The following is a 15414-nucleotide window of genomic DNA, read 5'->3' as shown; positions in this document are numbered from 1 at the left end:
TTCCGCAGGCGGCGGCCTCGGGGCTAGGGTCGGAACGTGTCGAGTGCTGTCATTGCCGACCCGGACACCTACGTCACGGGCGTGCCCTACGACCTGCTTGCCCGTCTGCGCCGGGAAACGCCGGTGACGCGGATCGACGACTTCTGGGCGGTGCTGCGCCATTCCGACGTGCGGCACGTGCTCCGCACCCCGGCGGTGTTCTCGTCGCAGCTGGGCGGTACGCAGATCCGCGACCCGGCCACCGCCGAGGACCTGCGCTACGTGCGCCGGATGATGCTCAACATGGACCCGCCCGAGCACGGCAGGCTGCGCGGGCTGCTCACGAAAGCGTTCACGCCGCGCGCGGTCGGCCGGATCGCCGAACGGATCGAAGGCTGGGCACGGGATCTCGTCGCGGCAGTGGCCGATCGCGGCGAATGCGATTTCGCCAAGGACATCGCCGCCGATCTTCCGTTGCTCACGCTCGCCGAGGTGTTCGGCGTGCCGGAGCGGGACCGCCGGCTGATGTTCGACTGGAGCAACCGCGTGATCGGTTTCCAGGACGCCGAATACGCGGTGAGCGCGACCGTCGACGCGAACGACGTCACCGACCTCGCCCGCGCCGCGCTGGCCGTGCGCCCGGAACCCGGGCCGGACGGCCGGATGCCGGATCCGCGCAGCCGCGCCGGGATGCCGGACCTCTACGCCTACGCGCACGCGCTGGGCGAGCACAAACGCGAGCACCCCGGCGACGACGTGATGAGCAACCTGATGCAGTACGTGGACGACGACGGCGGCCGCGTGTCGATCGAGGAGTTCGAGAACCTTTTCTGGCTGTTTTCGGTAGCTGGCAACGAAACTCTGCGCAACGGCCTGCCGGGCGGGATGGCCGCGCTGCTCGCGCATCCCGAGCAGTACCGCAAACTGCTCGACGACCGAAGCCTGCTTCCCGGTGCGGTCGAAGAGATGCTGCGTTGGCACACGCCGGTGATGCACTTCCGCCGCACCGCGACGCAGGACACCCGGCTGTCCGATGTGGACATCAAGGCCGGGGACAAGGTCGTGGTGTGGTTTTCCTCGGCCAACCGTGACGAGACGGTCTTTCCCGACCCGGACGTGTTCGACGTGACGCGCGCGCCGAGCGAACACCTGACGTTCGGCCACGGCCCGCATTTCTGCCTCGGTTCGCACCTCGCGCGGATGCAGATGCGGGCGTTGTTCGCGGCGGTGTTCGACCAGCTCGGCGAGGTCCGGCTCGCGGGCGAACCCCGCCGGCTGCGGTCGAACTTCCAGAACGGGATCAAGAGCCTCCCGATCCGCTGGGACTGACCGGCTCAGCCGAAACCGACGAGCGAGAGCCAGCGGTCCAGGTACTCCGTGTCGCCGGTGCGGTGCGAGACCTCCGCGGGCAGCCTGCCGTAGACCATCAGCAGCAGATCGCCCAGCGGTGCGGCCGCGGTGACCGCCGCGTTCGCCGGCGGACCCGGATGCCAGGCCAGCTGATCGCCGGTGAGGTCCACCGTCCAGGACGCCGCGTGGTCGGTCGGCGCGAGGTGGATCGTGCGGTCCGGGCCGAGCAGTTCGCGGCGTTCGGGGACAAACTCCAGCAACTGCGGCAATGACCCGAGTTCCAGCCATTCCTCCATCGCGTCGTGCGCGACCTCCGGTGTGACGGTGAATTCCCCGCCCGCGGCGAGCGTCGCGTCGGCGCGGTGGATCAAGGTCTCGTTCATGAACCGGCGTGCGTAGAACGCTGCTCGCGGCGGCCCGTTCGGGACCGGTGTGAACACCTCCGCGTCCGGGCCCGCTTCGCGCAGCGTCGCCACCAAGGCCTTCGCCCCGTCGACGAGCCACGACGCCGGTCGTGGGGTGTCCACCGGATTCCGGAGTTCGTCGTCCGGCAGCCAATGGCGGGCCCGCGTCCGGACGGTCTCCTCCGCCCACCGGTGCCCGGTGCTGACGTGCTCGAGCAATTGGCCGAGGTTCCACTCCGGGCACGCGGCGACCCGCGCCGTCCGGTCCGCGCCTTCGACAGCCGCGGCGAGCAGTTCCGTCTGCCGCAGGATCTCGGCGCAACGCTCGGGGAAGTCCATGGGGTGTCCTCTCCGGTTCAGTTCCGCTGGCGCCAGACAGTCGGAGCCGGCGCGGCCATCCGGACACCGCGGCCGGAGAAGACGACCTACTCGACGCTCCAGGCGTCTCCCCATTCCGCGTCGCGGGCGGCGCGGTACCGCACGCCGTGCCGTTTCGACACGACGGTGCCGGGCGCGAGTCCGTCGACCGTGCACAGGTCGAGTTGCACGAACCCCTTGTGCTTGCGCGGGTGCCGGATGATCCGGGCCGACGGACGGTCGACGGGTGCCGACGTGGCCGCCACGTACGAGAACTTCTCGTCCTCGAATCCCAGCGTGCCGGACTTGATGCGCCGGTGCACCCCGCTTCGCGGCAGCCGTGCGGAGAAGTGGCACCAATCCTCGCCCGGCTTGATCGGGCAGGCGTCGTCGTGTGGGCACGGAGCAACCACGCTGCGACCCATCCCGCGCAGGACGTCGCGCGCCTCGCGGATCCGCGCGAACCCGGCTGGGGTGCCGGGCTCGATGAGCACGACCGTGCCGGCTTTCGCGGCGAGCCACTGGACGACGTCGGCGCGGCCGCGTTCCGGCAGCTCGCCGAGGACGTACGAGAGGGTGACCAGGTCGGCCTCGGGTGCCGCGGATGCGGAATCGACCAGCCCGCGTTGCCAGGCCGCGGTGCGGACGGCTGGCTCGTCGGCGTTCGCCGCCAGCTTGCGGCCCAACGCCAGCGCGGCCGCCACCTGCTCCAGGACAGTGCACTTCTCCAGCGACGACCAGACGTCGGCTGCGGCCCATACCGCTGCTCCGGTGCCGCCGCCGACATCGACGTGCGTCTTCGGGGCGAACCCGGGCGCGGCGGCAGCCACCTCGCCCAGCACGGCATTGACCGCCGCGTACGTCGCCGGCATCCGGTACCCGGCGTACGCGGCGACATCCAGCTCCGAAGAGAGGATCGGCGACGTCGCCGAGTCGCCTTGTCGATAACGCTTGCTGAGCCGCTCCACGGCCTGCGCGAGCCGGGATTCGGGGAACCGGGCCAGCTCGTCGTCGAGGGCGGCGCGGAGAGCATCGGGGAGTACTGCCACGGACGAAGATTCTCCCACGCCTGTTTTGTCCTCCGAGGTTCGCCTGACCTGCTAGTTTCGCGATCAGAAAAAAAGTTCGAGGACCTTGTCGATCCGGCCGCGACCTGTTCGACGCAGTGGTGAAGGCAAGCCGAGACCGAAGGGGAACCGAAGATGCGATTCATGGTGATCATGAAGGCCAGCGAAGAGAGCGAAGCGGGCCAGCTGCCCAGCACCGAGCTGCTCGCCGAGATGGGCAAGTTCAACGAGGAACTCGTGCGTGCCGGCGTGATGCTCGCGGGCGAGGGGCTGGCGCCGAGCTCCGAGGGCGCCCGCGTGAAGTTCTCCGGGGACAGCGAGCCCAGCGTGGTCGACGGCCCGTTCGCCGAGACCAAGGAGCTGATCGCCGGGTTCTGGATCCTCCAGGTCCGTTCGCTCGAGGAAGCCGTGGAGTGGATCAAGCGCGTGCCCAACACCGACGGCGCGCACCACGAGATCGAGATCCGGCGGATCTTCGAGGCCGACGACTTCGGCGACAACCTCACCCCGGAACTCCGGGATGCCGAAGCGAAGGTGCGCGAGCAGGCCGCGCAGAACTGATGCGGTTCATGGTGCTGGTGAAAGCCAGTGAGGAATCCGAAGCGGGAGCCGCGCCGAGCGGCGAGTTGATCGAGCAGATGGGCCGGTTCAACGAGGAACTCGCCGAATCCGGGCACCTCGTGCAGGCCGCCGGGCTGACGCCCAGCTCGGAAGGCGCCCGGCTGCTGTGGTTCGACGGCGACGCGAAGCCCAGCGTGGTCGACGGCCCGTTCGCCGAGACCAAGGAACTCGTCGCCGGCGTGTGGATCCTGGAGGGGGAGTCGCTCGCCGAAATCGTCGAGCTGATGAAGCGGGTCCCCAATCCGGACCGGCAGGCGGGCACCGTCGAGATCCGCCCGATGTCCGGCGAGCTGTGACGCCGCGCCCGCCCGAGGGTTGCCTCGGGCGGGCCGGGCCGGTCTGATGGGCCGGTGGACACGCGAAATGCGGTAGAGGCCGTTTGGCGGATCGAGTCGGCGCGGGTGATCGCCGGTCTCGCGCGGATGACCCGCGACGTGGGCCTCGCCGAGGAGCTGGCGCAGGACGCGCTCGTCGCCGCGCTCGAACAGTGGCCGGAGACCGGGGTGCCGCGCAACCCGGGCGCCTGGCTGATGACCATCGCGAAGCGGCGGGCCATCGACCTGTTCCGGCGCAACGAAACCCTCGGCCGCAAGCTGGACGAGATCGGCCGGGAAGCCGAGCAGCTCGGCGAGGGCGTGCTGCCCGACTTCGACGCGGTGCTCGACGACGAGCAGATCGAGGACGACCTGCTGCGGCTGGTGTTCACCGCGTGCCACCCGGTGCTGTCGACCCAGGCACGGGTGGCGCTGACCCTGCGCATGCTCGGCGGGCTCAGCACCGACGAGATCGCCCGCGCGTTCCTGGTGAAGGAATCCGCGGTCGCGCAACGCATCGTGCGGGCGAAGAAGACGCTCGCCGAGGCCAAGGTGCCGTTCGAAACACCGGTCGGCGACGAGCGCGTGGCGCGGGTGCCCGCCGTGCTCGAAGTGATCTACCTGATCTTCAACGAGGGCTACTCCGCCACGCGCGGCGACGACTGGATGCGGCCCGCGCTGTGCGAGGACGCGCTGCGGCTCGGCCGGGTGCTGGCCGGACTGATGCCCGGCGAACCGGAAGTGCACGGCCTGGTGGCGCTGATGGAGATCCAGGCGTCGCGCTCGGCGGCGCGCACCGGCCCGAACGGCGAACCGGTGCTGCTGATGGACCAGGACCGCAGCCGCTGGGACCGCCTGCTGATCCAGCGCGGCCTCACCGCGCTGGCCCGGTCCGAACGGCTCGCGGACGGCACGTACGGGCCGTATTCCGCGCAGGCCGCGATCGCCGCGTGCCACGCCGTCGCGGTCACGCCCGAGGAGACCGACTGGGCGCGGATCGCGGCGTTGTACACGGGCCTGGCGCAGCTCACGCCGTCTCCGGTGATCGAGCTGAACCGGGCCGTCGCGGTCTCGATGGCGGAAGGACCGGAAGCCGGGCTGGCGCTGGTGGACAAATTGCTGGCGGAGCCCGCGTTGAAGAACTACCACCTGCTGCCGAGCGTGCGCGGCGACTTTCTGTACAAGCTGGGCCGCCGGGACGAGGCGCGCGCCGAATTCGAGCGCGCGGCGAAGATGACCGGCAACGAGCGAGAGCGTGCGCTGCTGCTGGAGCGGGCCGAGTCGTGCAGCAAGCTGGAAGCGGGAACGAGATAGCTGGGCACCGTGCGGTGCGGGAGTGATCGACATGCCCGCAACGGTCCACCAGCGGCCCGACAATTCCCGCGTCCGCGGGCGGCCATCCCCAGGGTTGTCCACAAGTCGACACGCCTGTGGATAACCCGTTTTCGCTGGTAGAAGGGCTGAAAATTGGCTGCCCGACCCGATCCGGTGAATGGTTCAGAGGTTTCGGGCGGGCTGGTGGCGGCGGCCGCTATCGCGCGCAGCTCGTCTGCTCGGCGCATGACGCGGGGTGCTTGGTTCGGCGGCACTGATCGGACGTGTCCCGGCCGCACGGACAGCGCTGCGGGATTCAGCCCAGTGCAAGGGCTCAGCGGTTTCGGACGTATCCCAGCCGCATAGACAGCGCAGCCGCCGTCCCCGCCACAGTGGCGCCCAGTTCGTCCGCCCGGCGCAGCACCCGAGGCGCTGGTCCGGCGACGCTGATCGCCGCGATCGGGCGGCCCGAGTGGTCCCGTACGGCCGCCGCGACGCAGCCGACGTCGGGCTCGTTCTCCAGGTCGTCCACGGCCCAGCCGCGACGGCGCGTGCGGGCCAGTTCGTCCAGCAGCCGGACCGGATCGTTGATGGTCTTCAGCGTGAGGCTGTCCAGTTTCATCCGCCGCACGCGCTCCACCCGATCGGCCTCCGGCAACGCGGCCAGCCAGGCTTTGCCCAGCGAGGTCGCGTGCTGCGGGCGTCGGGTGCCGAGGCGGCACGAGAGCGTGACCGCGCTCGCGCTGCGTTCGGTCGCGACGTAGACCATCGCGTCGTTGTCCGGTACGGCCAGGTACGTCGTCTCGCCGGAACGCTCGGCCAGCGCCGTCAGGTACCGCGGTGCGCAGCGGTGCAGGTCAGTCGCCGCCATCGCGCGAGCGCCCAGTTCGACCAGCCGGGTGCCGAGTCGCACGCGTCCGGTGACGGTGTCCGCCTCCAAGTACTCCAGCCGCTTCAGCGTGCCGACGATCCGGTAGGCGGCGCTGCGCGACAAACCCAGCTGCCGGGCGAGCGCGTTCGTGGAGATCTCCTGGTGTTGCCCGACGTGTTCGAGCACCGCCAGCCCGCGCTCCAGGGTGCCGCTTTGGTCCAGCCCGCGTGCTGCGTCCACGTTCGCCCTCCGCCTGTCGCTCTGCGTTCCCGGTCACCGGTGCGTGGTGCCATCAAGCGGGGTTGGACGCTAACACCTCCGATGTATGGACGGAAGATCTTGACCGATCTCTGTCATTCGTCAAGGTCAAGGTTGCGCCGAATGGTTCAACCTCCGATCGGTAAGACTGCTTACAAAGGGTAACGGAGACTGGAGTCACCCTCTCAGGAAATTCACAGCGCCCGTGACGCACGGTTTGCGTGATGTCCACACGTCTGCGCACCCGGGCGTCAGTCGCCGCCGGGCGGCTGACCGCGTGGTTTTCCCGTACCGCCCGGCTGGGCCGCGGCGGGGTGATCGGCGGCCGCGTCACGCTGCGCCTCGACCCCAAGGCGCTGCGCAGGCTCGGCCGCGATCGCACGGTCGTGATCGTCACCGGCACGAACGGGAAGACCACCACGTCGCTGATGCTGACCCGCGCGCTCGAAGCCCTAGCCGAGGTCGCGCACAACGGCGACGGCGCGAACATGCCCGACGGCCTGGTGGCCGCGCTCGCGGCCCGCCCGGACGCGCCGTACGCGGTGCTGGAGGTCGACGAAACCTACGTTCCGTGGGTGGCCGAGCAGGTCCAGCCCGCGGCGCTCGTGCTGCTCAATCTCAGCCGCGACCAGCTCGATCGCGTCGGCGAGGTCCGGATGATGGAGCGCGACCTCCGTGCCGCGTTCGCCGGGCTGTCGCGCACGGTCGTGGTCGCGAACTGCGACGACGTCCTGGTCGCCTCCGCGGCCTCGGCGGCGGCGCGCCCGGTGTGGGTCGGCACCGGACGGCGCTGGTCGGGCGATTCCGTCTCCTGCCCGCGCTGCGGCGGGGCGATCACGCACGCCGACCGCGAATGGCGGTGCGCGGTGTGCGCCTTCGCCCGCCCGGAGCCGACCTGGAACCTCGACGGCGACCTGGTCCACACGCCCGGCGGCCGGCAAGTCGACCTCGACCTGCGCCTGCCCGGCGAGGCCAACCGGGCTAACGCCGCCCTCGCGCTCGCCGCCGCGCACTGCGTCGGCGTGCCGCCGCACACCGCCGCGGCCCGGCTGCGCACCATCACCGATATCGGCGGTCGCTACCGAACGATTCGCCGCACCCGGCATTCCGTGCGGCTCATGCTTGCGAAAAATCCGGCTGGGTGGGCCGAAACGTTGCGCGTGCTCGACGAGGACACCCCGGTCGTCGTCGCGGTCAACGCGCACGAGGCGGACGGCCGCGACCTGTCGTGGCTCTGGGACGTGCACTTCGAACGGCTTCGCGGCCGCCAGGTCGTCGTGGCCGGCGAGCGGTCCGCGGACCTCGCGGTGCGGCTTTGCTACGCCGAGGTGCCGCATTGGTCGGCCCCGGACCCGGTCAGCGCGATCGACACGCTGCCGCCGGGCGGGGTCGAACTCGTCGCGAACTACACCGCCTTCCGCGACCTGGTGGACCGGTTGCCCGATGTCTGATTCGACCGTCGGCATCGGCCTCTTGCTGCCGGAGGTGCTGGGGACGTACGGCGATTCCGGCAACGCGCAGGTGCTCTGCAAACGCCTGCAGTGGCGTGGTTACGACGCCGAGGTAGTGCCTGTTTCGCTGGACTCCGAGGTGCCGTCCACTTTGGACCTCTACCTGCTCGGCGGCGGCGAGGACATGGCGCAGGTGCTGGCCGCGGACTTCCTGCGCAACTCGGCGGGCCTGCGCAGCGCGGCGGACGCGGGACGTCCGGTGTTCGGCGTGTGCGCCGGCCTGCAGATCCTGGGCACGCGATTCCGCGGCGTCGACGGCGTCGAGCACGCCGGGCTGGGGCTGCTCGACCTGGTCACCGAGCCGGCGCAGCAGCGCGCGGTGGCTGAGCTGATCGTCGAGCCGAACATGCTCGAGACCCCGTTGACCGGTTTCGAAAACCACCAGGGTTCGACCGTGCTCGGGCCGGGCAGCGCGCCGCTGGGCCGCGTCGTCCGGGGCACCGGCAACGGCGACGGCACCGAGGGCGCGATCACCGACCACGTCGTCGGCACCTATCTCCACGGCCCGGCGCTGGCGCGCAACCCCGAGCTCGCCGACCTGCTGTTGTCGTGGGTGCTCGGCCATGCGCTGAAGCCGTTGGAGCTGGCCGAGGTGGAGACGCTGCGCGCGGAACGGCTGGCTGCACGCCGCCCCCGATGACGTCTCTGCGCGCTCGTTACGCTGCGTGCGTGAGACTTGTCGCCGCCGCAGGTGTCCGGATGCGGACAACCGGGGTTGCCGTGCTCGCGCTCGCGCTCGCCATCGCGACCGCGTGTGTCGTTGTGGTGCTGTTGCTGCAGCAGTCGCTCGACCGCAGCGTCACCGAAAGCGCGCGCAGCACCGCGCGGCAGGTGGCCGTCCAACTCGTGCGCGCGGGCGCGCGAGACCTGTCACCCAGCGACGTCGCAAGCACTGGGGACACTGAAGCTTTGACGCAGGTCCTCGGGCCGCGAAGCACGCCGATTGCGAGCGACCCGGCGATTGTCGGCCGTCCGGCGATCACCGCCGCGCGCCCGGCTCCGGGACAGGAGATCGTCGAGACGCTGCCGCTCGGCTTAGACGGTGACGGCAGCGAGTACCGCTTGGTCTCGGAAGGCGTCAACGGCCCGGGCGGACCGTTCACCGTCATCTCCGCACGGTCGCTCGAACCGGTCACCGAAGCCTCTGCGCGGCTCACGCTGCTGCTGGGCCTGATCTCGCTGCCGCTGCTCGGCATCGCGGGCTTCGCGGTGTATCGCTCGGTGGGGTCCGCACTGCGCCCGGTAGAGCGGATGCGGCGCACTGTCGCCGAGATTTCGACGCGCGACCTCGCGTTGCGCGTACCGCTGCCGCCTGGCGGCGACGAGGTCCACCGGCTCGCTGTCACGCTGAACGAGATGCTTGAACGGCTGGGGTCCGCACAAGCTGCGCAACGTCGCTTCGTCGCCGACGCGAGCCACGAACTGCGCTCGCCGCTGTCGACCATCAGCACCGCGCTCGACGTTTCGAACCAGCACCCGGAGACCACCGACGAATTGGTACCGGTCATCACTCGCGAGACCGCGCGCCTGCGAGAGCTGGTCGACGACCTCCTGATGCTCGCGCGCACCGACGACGCCACGGACCGGCCCGCACGCACTGAAGTCGATCTAGACGACATCGTCCGCGCCGAAGCAGAGCGTGTACGCGGCGAAGCGGCTGTCGAGATCGAAGTGCGCGCGAGACCGGCGAAGGTGCGCGGCAGTGAGGCGCAGCTGCGTCGCGCCGTACGCAACCTCGTGGACAACGCTTGCGGGCACGCGCGGGAGCGGATCCGGATTGCGAGTTCGGTGCAAGATGAGATGGTCGTCGTGGAGGTGAGCGACGACGGCCCGGGCGTCGCCGAGGACGACCGGGAGAGGGTGTTCGAGCGGTTTGTGCGGCTGGACGCGTCGCGACGGCGCGGCGGCACCGGACTGGGCCTGTCGATCGTGGCCGGCATCGCGGCCCGGCACGGCGGCCGCGCGCGGTACGTCGACGTGGCCGACCCGAGCTATCCGGGCGCGCATTTCGTGATCGAACTGCCGAGCATCGAACTGCCCCGGATCGAGGAGGACTGAGCATGCGGTTGCTGATCGTGGAGGACGAGCTGGAGTTCGCCGAAACCCTTCGCCGCGGCCTGGTCGCGGAGGGATTCACGGTGAACGTGGCGCACACCGGCCGCGACGGGCTCTGGTCGGCGATGGAGCACGATTACGACGCCGTGGTGCTCGACATCATGCTTCCCGAGCTTTCCGGCTATGAAGTCCTGAAACGGTTGCGGGCCGCGGAGAATTGGACGCCGGTGCTGATGCTCACGGCGAAGGACGGCGAGTACGACGAGGCGGACGCATTCGACCTCGGCGCGGACGATTATCTCTCGAAACCGTTCTCGTTCGTCGTTTTGCTGGCTCGGCTCCGGGCCTTGCTGCGCCGCGGCGCACCGGCACGACCGGCGGTGCTGACCGCTGGGGATCTGCAGCTCGACCCGGCCGCGCGCACTGTCCACAGAGGAGAGACGCGGATCGAGCTGACGGCGCGCGAGTTCGGGTTGCTGGAATTCCTGCTGCGCAGGCAAGGGGCGGCGTTGACCAAGAACGAGATTCTCGGTCATGTGTGGGACGCGCATTACGAGGGCGACGAGAACGTGGTGGAGGTTTACGTCGGGTATCTGCGGCGGAAGATCGACGCGCCGTTCGGGACCCGGACGATCGAGACGGTGCGCGGGGTGGGGTACCGGCTCGTCGGATGAGCGGGCACGTCATTTTCCTCAACGGCACGTCCAGTTCCGGCAAGTCGAGTATCGCGGCGGAGCTGGTGGATTTGCTGCCGGGACCGTATTTCTACGTGCCACGGGACGCAGTCAACAGCATGCGCTCGCGGACACAGACACCCGAATTCGGCACGCCCGAGTTTGACGAGGTTTTCGAACGGACTGTGCGCGGCTATCACCGAATGCTGGCCGGACTCGCCGCGGCGGGCAACGGCGTGATCGCCGACCACGTGCTCCGGCCGCATTGGCTGGCAGATTGCCTCGAAGTGTTGCGGGAGCAGGAAATTACCTTCGTAGGCGTGCACTGCCCGCTGCCGGAGCTGCGGCGGCGTGAGCAGGCCCGAGGCGATCGACCCGCCGGGCTAGCGGAGCGGCAATACGAGATCGTGCACGCGCACGGAATCTATGACCTCGAATGCGACACTTCAGTGCACAGCCCGAAAGAATGCGCACAAATCATCGCCGATTTCCTCGCTGAACCCGGCCGTTCCCCAGCATTCGCCCGGTTAAGCGACTGAAATCCCCGCCACCGCCCGCACGACAGCAGTGCACCGGTCCTCGACATACTCCAACCCGCCCTCGGCCGCGATCCTCCGCGCCTCAGCCGACACGATCCCCTGCTGCAGCCACAACGCCTTAGCCCCGATCGTCACCGCGGAACGGGCGATGTCCGGTGCCTCGTCAGCCGGGCGGAAGACATCCACCAGGTCCACCGGCTCCGGAATTTCCTCCAGCGACCGGTACACCTTCTCCCCGAGCAACTCAGTCGCCGACGGGTGCACCGGGATGATCCGGAAGCCGTGCGCCTGCAGCGAAGCCGGTACGCCGTGCGCGGCCTTGCCCGGGTCGCGACTCAGGCCGACCACCGCGATCGTGCGCGCGCCGGCGAGAATTTCTTCAGGCTTCATACTCTCCTCAACATCCTCCGGCCGCGAACGATTCCGCGAGGTCACAGCCGCCACAACCGCAGGCCGCGCACGCGGTACACCGGCCACAGCACCTGCCACGGCGACCGGCGCAGGAACGCCGAACTGCACGCCAAGATATTGCGCGCGACAGTGGACGCGACCTCGTGCCGGTCTGGCCACGCTTCGCCGCGGGCTCCGAGCGCTAGCCGGAAGACGGTCAGCAGACCGCGTCCCTGCACGTCATAGCGGGCGCCGGTGTCGCCCGCGTCGGGAAGGAGGCGGGCGATTTCCTCGCGAAAGGCACCGGCGACCGGCGCACCCGGCGGCACGTCAGCCACGCTGTCCACGATCGCGCGGCCATGCAGCCGACGAGCGAATCGCGTGAGCAGCCGTCGCTCCCACCACGGCAGCAACCGGCGGTGCGCCAGCAGCGCGGCACACTCGCCGTGGCCGAGGGCGAACACCTCGGCGAGATCGTCGTACCGGCTGATCGCGGTCGGTTCCACCAGGTGCAGCCGCACCTCGAAGCGGACCCGCGTGATCAGCCCGTCGATCGCTTCCCGCCGGTCGAGCCGTGCTTTCCGCCGCGAAGCCGCCCAGTCGCCCATGTGCCCACACTCTGAACCCGGCGGCGCACCGAGTCCAGGGGTCAGCCGATCTTCGACCCGTACATCTCGCCGAGGTCGTCCGCGATCAGTTCGATCCGCGCGCCGTCCGGGTCGGCGAAGTAGATCGACGTGCCGCTCTCTTCCTGGTACTTCACGCCGGCCGCGTCGAGCCGGGAGCGCGCGTCCGCCCACGCCTCCGGGGTGAGCGACAGGGCCAGGTGGTGCAGGCCGCCGAGCACCTCCGCGTACGGGCCGAGGTCGAGGCCGGGCAGGTCGAAGAACGCGACCGCGTTGCCGTTGCCGACGTCGAAGAAAAAGTGGCTCGACCCCGGATAGTCGCGGTTTTCGATCAGTTCGGTGAGCGGGAAGCCGAGAATGTCCTGGTAGAACGTGATCGTCCGCTCGACGTCGCTGGAAAGCAGCGCGGTGTGGTGGATGCCGCGGCCGACCGTGGCCGGACGTTCCGCCGCGGGGTGCAGATGCTGCTCCCGCAGCCGGTCGCGGACCTGCGCGAGCTGGGCGACTTCGGTCTCGGTGGGTGCCATTTCGGGTCACGTCCTCTCTGGGAGCCAACACGAGATACCGTACGCCGACAAACTCTCGCGAGCAAGAGATTATCGAGCGAGAGAATCCAGTCGTACCGCTGAATGGAACGAAGAGGTTGGCGCACGCGGCACCGTCAGGCAAAGTTCGGCCCGTGGAACCCGCTGAGCTGCAGGACGCCGTCGCGCTGCTGACGAGCGCGTACGAGCGCCACGAGCCGATCGATCCGCTCGTGAAGACCTTCCCCGACGGCACCATCGAAGACGCCTACCGCGTGCAGCAGGAGCAAGTCCGCGCGTGGGTGGCGGCGGGCGACGTGGTGCGCGGCCACAAGGTCGGCCTCGCCTCCGCCGCGATGCAGCGCCAGATGGGCGTGAACCAGCCTGACTTCGGGCACCTGACCAGCTCGATGTTCCTGCTCGAACACCAGCCGATCCCGACGACGCGGTTCCTGCAGCCGCGCATCGAACCGGAGATCGCGTTCGTGCTCGGCGCGCCGCTGCGCGGTCCGGGCGTGACCGTCGCCGACGCCGTCCGCGCGGTCGATTTCGTGCTGCCGTCGCTGGAGATCGTCGACTCGCGCGTCCGCGACTGGAAAATCTCGATCTTCGACACCGTCGCGGACAACGCGTCGTCCGGCGGGGTCATCCTGGGCAGCAGCCCGACCGATCTGCGCGACGTCGACCTGCGGCTCGCCGGCTGCACGCTGCACGTCAACGGCCACCTCGCGGCCACCGGCGCGGGCGGCGCGGTACTGGGTTCGCCGATCAACGCCCTGGTGTGGCTGGCCAACACCGTCGGCCCGCTCGGCGTGACGCTGGAGCCCGGCCACGTCGTCCTGCCCGGCTCGATGACCGCCGCGCAGACCGTCCGCCCCGGCGACACCGTCGTGGCGACCATGGCCGGCCTGGGCAGTGTGACCGCGGTGTTCGCGCCGGAGGAGGACAAGTGACCACCGATATCGTTGCCGCCGCGCAGGAACTGCTCAACCGCACGGAAGAAAGCGCGCAGCTCACCGAAACCTGGCCGGACCTCGATCTCGCCACGGCGTACGCGATCCAGGACGAGGCCCTGCGGCTGCGTCAGGAACGCGGCGAGACGCTGATCGGGGTGAAACTCGGGCTCACGTCGCGCGCGAAACAGCAGCGGATGGGCGTCACCGAACCCCTGCTCGCGTGGCTGACCGACGCGATGGTGCTGCCCGCGGGCGCGCCGACGCCGCAGCTCATCCACCCGCGCGCGGAGCCGGAGCTGGTGTTCGTGCTCGGCGAGCGGCTCGCCGGTCCGGGCGTCACCGCGGCTACCGCGCTCGCCGCGGTTTCCCAGGTGTACGGCGGAATCGAGATCATCGACAGCCGTTACCGCGACTACCGGTTCACGCTGCCGGACGTCGTGGCGGACAACGGTTCTTCCGCGCTGTTCGGCCTTGGCTCAGTCGGCCGCCCACCGTCCTCTTTGGACCTTTCACTGGAAGCCGCGCTGCTCGAAGTCGACGGTCAGATCGTCGACACCGCGACCGGCGCCGCCGTGCAGGGCCACCCGGCCGAGGCGCTGGCGCTGGCGGCGAACTCCCTGGCCGCCCGCGGATTGGCGCTCGAACCGGGCTGGCTCGTGCTGACCGGCGGCATGACCGACGCCGTCGAACTGCGCCCCGGCTCCCGTGTCGCCGCGCACTTCTCGAACCTGGGTTCGGTGACGATCAGCGGGTAGCGAGCCGTTTGATCCCGGCGATCACGCGCGGCCACACCTCGCGCGGCAGGTCGTGCCCCATGCCGGGGATGAGGTCGAGGTCGGCGCCCAGCGCGCGAGCCGTCGCGCGGCCGCCGGACACGTGCACGAGCGGGTCGGCCGTCCCGTGAATCACCAGGGACGGCACGGAAAGCCGGCGCAGATCGGCGGTCCGGTCGCGGGAGGACAGGATCGCGGCGAGCTGCCGGAACACGCCCGCCGGGTTGAGGCCGCGGTCGTACGTGCGTTCCGCGCGCTCGCGGAAATGGTCCTCGTCGAACACGTAACCGGGCGAGCCGATCAGCCTTGACGTGCGTACCAGTTGCGTCACGTAGTCCTCGCGCGTGCGCGGCCCCGGAGCCAGCATCGCGAGCGCGGCCCGCGGGCTGGGCAGGCCGACGTGCCGCGCGCCGGTGGTCGACATGATCGAGGTCAGCGTCCGCACGCGCCGCGGATGCCGGATCGCGAACTCCTGCGCGATCATCCCGCCCATCGACGTGCCGACGACGTGCGCGCTTTCGATGTCGAGCGCGTCGAGCAGTTTGCCCGCGTCGTCGGCCAGGTCGCCGAGCGAGTACGGCGCGGACCGCAGGAAGTACGCGAGCGGCAGGCTGGCCCGGCCGGTCCACCACTGCGAGCGCCCGACGTCGCGGTTGTCGAACCGGTGCACGTGGAAACCGGCCTCGGCGAGCTGTCCGCAGAACTCGTCGTCCCACCAGATCATCGGCGCGGCGAGGCCCATCACCACACCAGCAGCAGCGGCGGCGCGGACGGATCGCCGAACGATTCGTGGCACAGGGTGATGCCGTCGGCTTCGATGGTCTGCTCGGT

At 70.0% G+C, this 15414-nt stretch carries 18 protein-coding genes; 11 read left to right on the top strand and 7 right to left on the bottom strand.

Going from position 1 to position 15414, the window contains the following annotated elements; all coding sequences use genetic code 11:
• The first annotated feature begins 36 nt into the window (after positions 1–36).
• Positions 37–1308 carry a cytochrome P450 gene (locus CU254_RS35795; RefSeq protein WP_009084154.1) on the top strand — a complete coding sequence of 424 codons (1272 nt, stop codon included), beginning with the start codon at positions 37–39 and terminating at the stop codon, positions 1306–1308.
• Between the two features lie 5 nt (positions 1309–1313).
• Here CU254_RS35795 and CU254_RS35790 read toward each other — a convergent pair whose 3' ends face one another.
• Both CU254_RS35790 and CU254_RS35785 read right to left on the bottom strand, forming a co-directional pair.
• Entirely contained in the window at positions 1314–2072 is a 759-nt protein-coding gene (locus CU254_RS35790; protein WP_037715897.1) for a maleylpyruvate isomerase family mycothiol-dependent enzyme, read from the bottom strand.
• A gap of 86 nt (positions 2073–2158) precedes the next feature.
• Positions 2159–3139 (bottom strand): small ribosomal subunit Rsm22 family protein, encoded by a 981-nt coding sequence (locus CU254_RS35785; RefSeq protein WP_086025023.1) that lies wholly within the window; start codon positions 3137–3139, stop codon positions 2159–2161.
• Between the two features lie 153 nt (positions 3140–3292).
• Here CU254_RS35785 and CU254_RS35780 point away from each other — a divergent pair, with 153 nt between their 5' ends.
• The 3 genes from CU254_RS35780 to CU254_RS35770 are packed head-to-tail and all read left to right on the top strand — an operon-like array spanning position 3293 to position 5406.
• Positions 3293–3718, top strand: a complete 426-nt coding sequence (locus CU254_RS35780; RefSeq protein ID WP_009084147.1) for a YciI family protein — start codon at positions 3293–3295, stop codon at positions 3716–3718.
• Positions 3718–4074, top strand: coding sequence for a YciI family protein (locus CU254_RS35775; RefSeq protein ID WP_009084144.1), 357 nt, complete (start codon positions 3718–3720; stop codon positions 4072–4074). The genes CU254_RS35780 and CU254_RS35775 overlap by 1 nt, the downstream gene beginning before the upstream one ends.
• 54 nt (positions 4075–4128) lie before the next feature.
• Positions 4129–5406: an RNA polymerase sigma factor gene (locus CU254_RS35770; RefSeq protein ID WP_009084142.1), complete on the top strand. Its 1278-nt coding sequence runs from the start codon at positions 4129–4131 to the stop codon at positions 5404–5406.
• Positions 5407–5740: 334 nt separating this feature from the next.
• Here the strand turns inward: CU254_RS35770 and CU254_RS35765 are convergent, their stop codons facing one another.
• Positions 5741–6517, bottom strand: coding sequence for an IclR family transcriptional regulator (locus tag CU254_RS35765; RefSeq protein WP_009084141.1), 777 nt, complete (start codon positions 6515–6517; stop codon positions 5741–5743).
• Between the two features lie 242 nt (positions 6518–6759).
• Here CU254_RS35765 and CU254_RS35760 point away from each other — a divergent pair, with 242 nt between their 5' ends.
• Genes CU254_RS35760 through CU254_RS35740 form a run of 5 tightly spaced genes read left to right on the top strand, consistent with a single transcriptional unit; the run spans position 6760 to position 11314 of the window.
• The gene (locus CU254_RS35760) at positions 6760–7986 is read left to right on the top strand and encodes a MurT ligase domain-containing protein (protein ID WP_100266971.1); all 1227 of its coding nucleotides are present in this window, start codon (positions 6760–6762) and stop codon (positions 7984–7986) included.
• Complete coding sequence (locus tag CU254_RS35755) at positions 7979–8686, top strand: type 1 glutamine amidotransferase (RefSeq protein ID WP_009084137.1); 708 nt, start codon at positions 7979–7981, stop codon at positions 8684–8686. Before CU254_RS35760 ends, CU254_RS35755 begins: the two co-directional genes overlap by 8 nt.
• Positions 8687–8745: 59 nt before the next feature.
• Complete coding sequence (locus CU254_RS35750; RefSeq protein ID WP_037715892.1) at positions 8746–10104, top strand: HAMP domain-containing sensor histidine kinase; 1359 nt, start codon at positions 8746–8748, stop codon at positions 10102–10104.
• A gap of 2 nt (positions 10105–10106) precedes the next feature.
• The gene (locus tag CU254_RS35745; protein ID WP_009084133.1) at positions 10107–10775 is read left to right on the top strand and encodes a response regulator transcription factor; all 669 of its coding nucleotides are present in this window, start codon (positions 10107–10109) and stop codon (positions 10773–10775) included.
• Positions 10772–11314, top strand: coding sequence for a chloramphenicol phosphotransferase CPT family protein (locus tag CU254_RS35740; protein ID WP_009084131.1), 543 nt, complete (start codon positions 10772–10774; stop codon positions 11312–11314). Before CU254_RS35745 ends, CU254_RS35740 begins: the two co-directional genes overlap by 4 nt.
• Here CU254_RS35740 and CU254_RS35735 read toward each other — a convergent pair.
• Genes CU254_RS35735 through CU254_RS35725 form a run of 3 tightly spaced genes read right to left on the bottom strand, consistent with a single transcriptional unit; the run spans position 11303 to position 12857 of the window.
• Complete coding sequence (locus CU254_RS35735; protein WP_009084129.1) at positions 11303–11704, bottom strand: CoA-binding protein; 402 nt, start codon at positions 11702–11704, stop codon at positions 11303–11305. The genes CU254_RS35740 and CU254_RS35735 overlap by 12 nt on opposite strands.
• A gap of 41 nt (positions 11705–11745) precedes the next feature.
• Positions 11746–12312, bottom strand: coding sequence for a hypothetical protein (locus CU254_RS35730; RefSeq protein ID WP_009084126.1), 567 nt, complete (start codon positions 12310–12312; stop codon positions 11746–11748).
• A gap of 41 nt (positions 12313–12353) precedes the next feature.
• Positions 12354–12857 (bottom strand): VOC family protein, encoded by a 504-nt coding sequence (locus CU254_RS35725; protein WP_009084125.1) that lies wholly within the window; start codon positions 12855–12857, stop codon positions 12354–12356.
• A 152-nt stretch (positions 12858–13009) separates the two neighbouring features.
• Between CU254_RS35725 and CU254_RS35720 the strand changes: the two genes are divergently transcribed.
• Positions 13010–13807, top strand: coding sequence for a 2-keto-4-pentenoate hydratase (locus tag CU254_RS35720; protein WP_009084123.1), 798 nt, complete (start codon positions 13010–13012; stop codon positions 13805–13807).
• Positions 13804–14565: a 2-keto-4-pentenoate hydratase gene (locus CU254_RS35715; RefSeq protein WP_009084120.1), complete on the top strand. Its 762-nt coding sequence runs from the start codon at positions 13804–13806 to the stop codon at positions 14563–14565. Before CU254_RS35720 ends, CU254_RS35715 begins: the two co-directional genes overlap by 4 nt.
• On the opposite strand, the gene CU254_RS35710 is transcribed toward CU254_RS35715, so the two are convergent.
• Entirely contained in the window at positions 14555–15325 is a 771-nt protein-coding gene (locus tag CU254_RS35710) for an alpha/beta fold hydrolase (RefSeq protein ID WP_286156997.1), read from the bottom strand. The two genes, CU254_RS35715 and CU254_RS35710, sit on opposite strands and share 11 nt — an antisense overlap.
• Between the last annotated feature and the right edge of the window lie 89 nt (positions 15326–15414).

The organism is Amycolatopsis sp. AA4, assembly GCF_002796545.1.
In the GTDB taxonomy this organism is placed as follows: Bacteria; Actinomycetota; Actinomycetes; order Mycobacteriales; family Pseudonocardiaceae; genus Amycolatopsis.
This window is presented reverse-complemented; position numbering and strand designations above follow the sequence as displayed.

Bases quoted from the DNA above. Each gene is read 5' to 3' on its own strand.
- CU254_RS35790 (WP_037715897.1), bottom strand. From the start codon at position 2,072: ATGGACTTCCCCGAGCGTTGCGCCGAGATCCTGCGGCAGACGGAACTG.
- CU254_RS35750 (WP_037715892.1), top strand. From the start codon at position 8,746: ATGCGGACAACCGGGGTTGCCGTGCTCGCGCTCGCGCTCGCCATCGCG.
- CU254_RS35745 (WP_009084133.1), top strand. From the start codon at position 10,107: ATGCGGTTGCTGATCGTGGAGGACGAGCTGGAGTTCGCCGAAACCCTT.
- CU254_RS35775 (WP_009084144.1), top strand. From the start codon at position 3,718: ATGCGGTTCATGGTGCTGGTGAAAGCCAGTGAGGAATCCGAAGCGGGA.
- CU254_RS35735 (WP_009084129.1), bottom strand. From the start codon at position 11,704: ATGAAGCCTGAAGAAATTCTCGCCGGCGCGCGCACGATCGCGGTGGTC.
- CU254_RS35730 (WP_009084126.1), bottom strand. From the start codon at position 12,312: ATGGGCGACTGGGCGGCTTCGCGGCGGAAAGCACGGCTCGACCGGCGG.
- CU254_RS35760 (WP_100266971.1), top strand. From the start codon at position 6,760: ATGTCCACACGTCTGCGCACCCGGGCGTCAGTCGCCGCCGGGCGGCTG.
- CU254_RS35725 (WP_009084125.1), bottom strand. From the start codon at position 12,857: ATGGCACCCACCGAGACCGAAGTCGCCCAGCTCGCGCAGGTCCGCGAC.
- CU254_RS35780 (WP_009084147.1), top strand. From the start codon at position 3,293: ATGCGATTCATGGTGATCATGAAGGCCAGCGAAGAGAGCGAAGCGGGC.
- CU254_RS35710 (WP_286156997.1), bottom strand. From the start codon at position 15,325: ATGGGCCTCGCCGCGCCGATGATCTGGTGGGACGACGAGTTCTGCGGA.
- CU254_RS35740 (WP_009084131.1), top strand. From the start codon at position 10,772: ATGAGCGGGCACGTCATTTTCCTCAACGGCACGTCCAGTTCCGGCAAG.
- CU254_RS35755 (WP_009084137.1), top strand. From the start codon at position 7,979: ATGTCTGATTCGACCGTCGGCATCGGCCTCTTGCTGCCGGAGGTGCTG.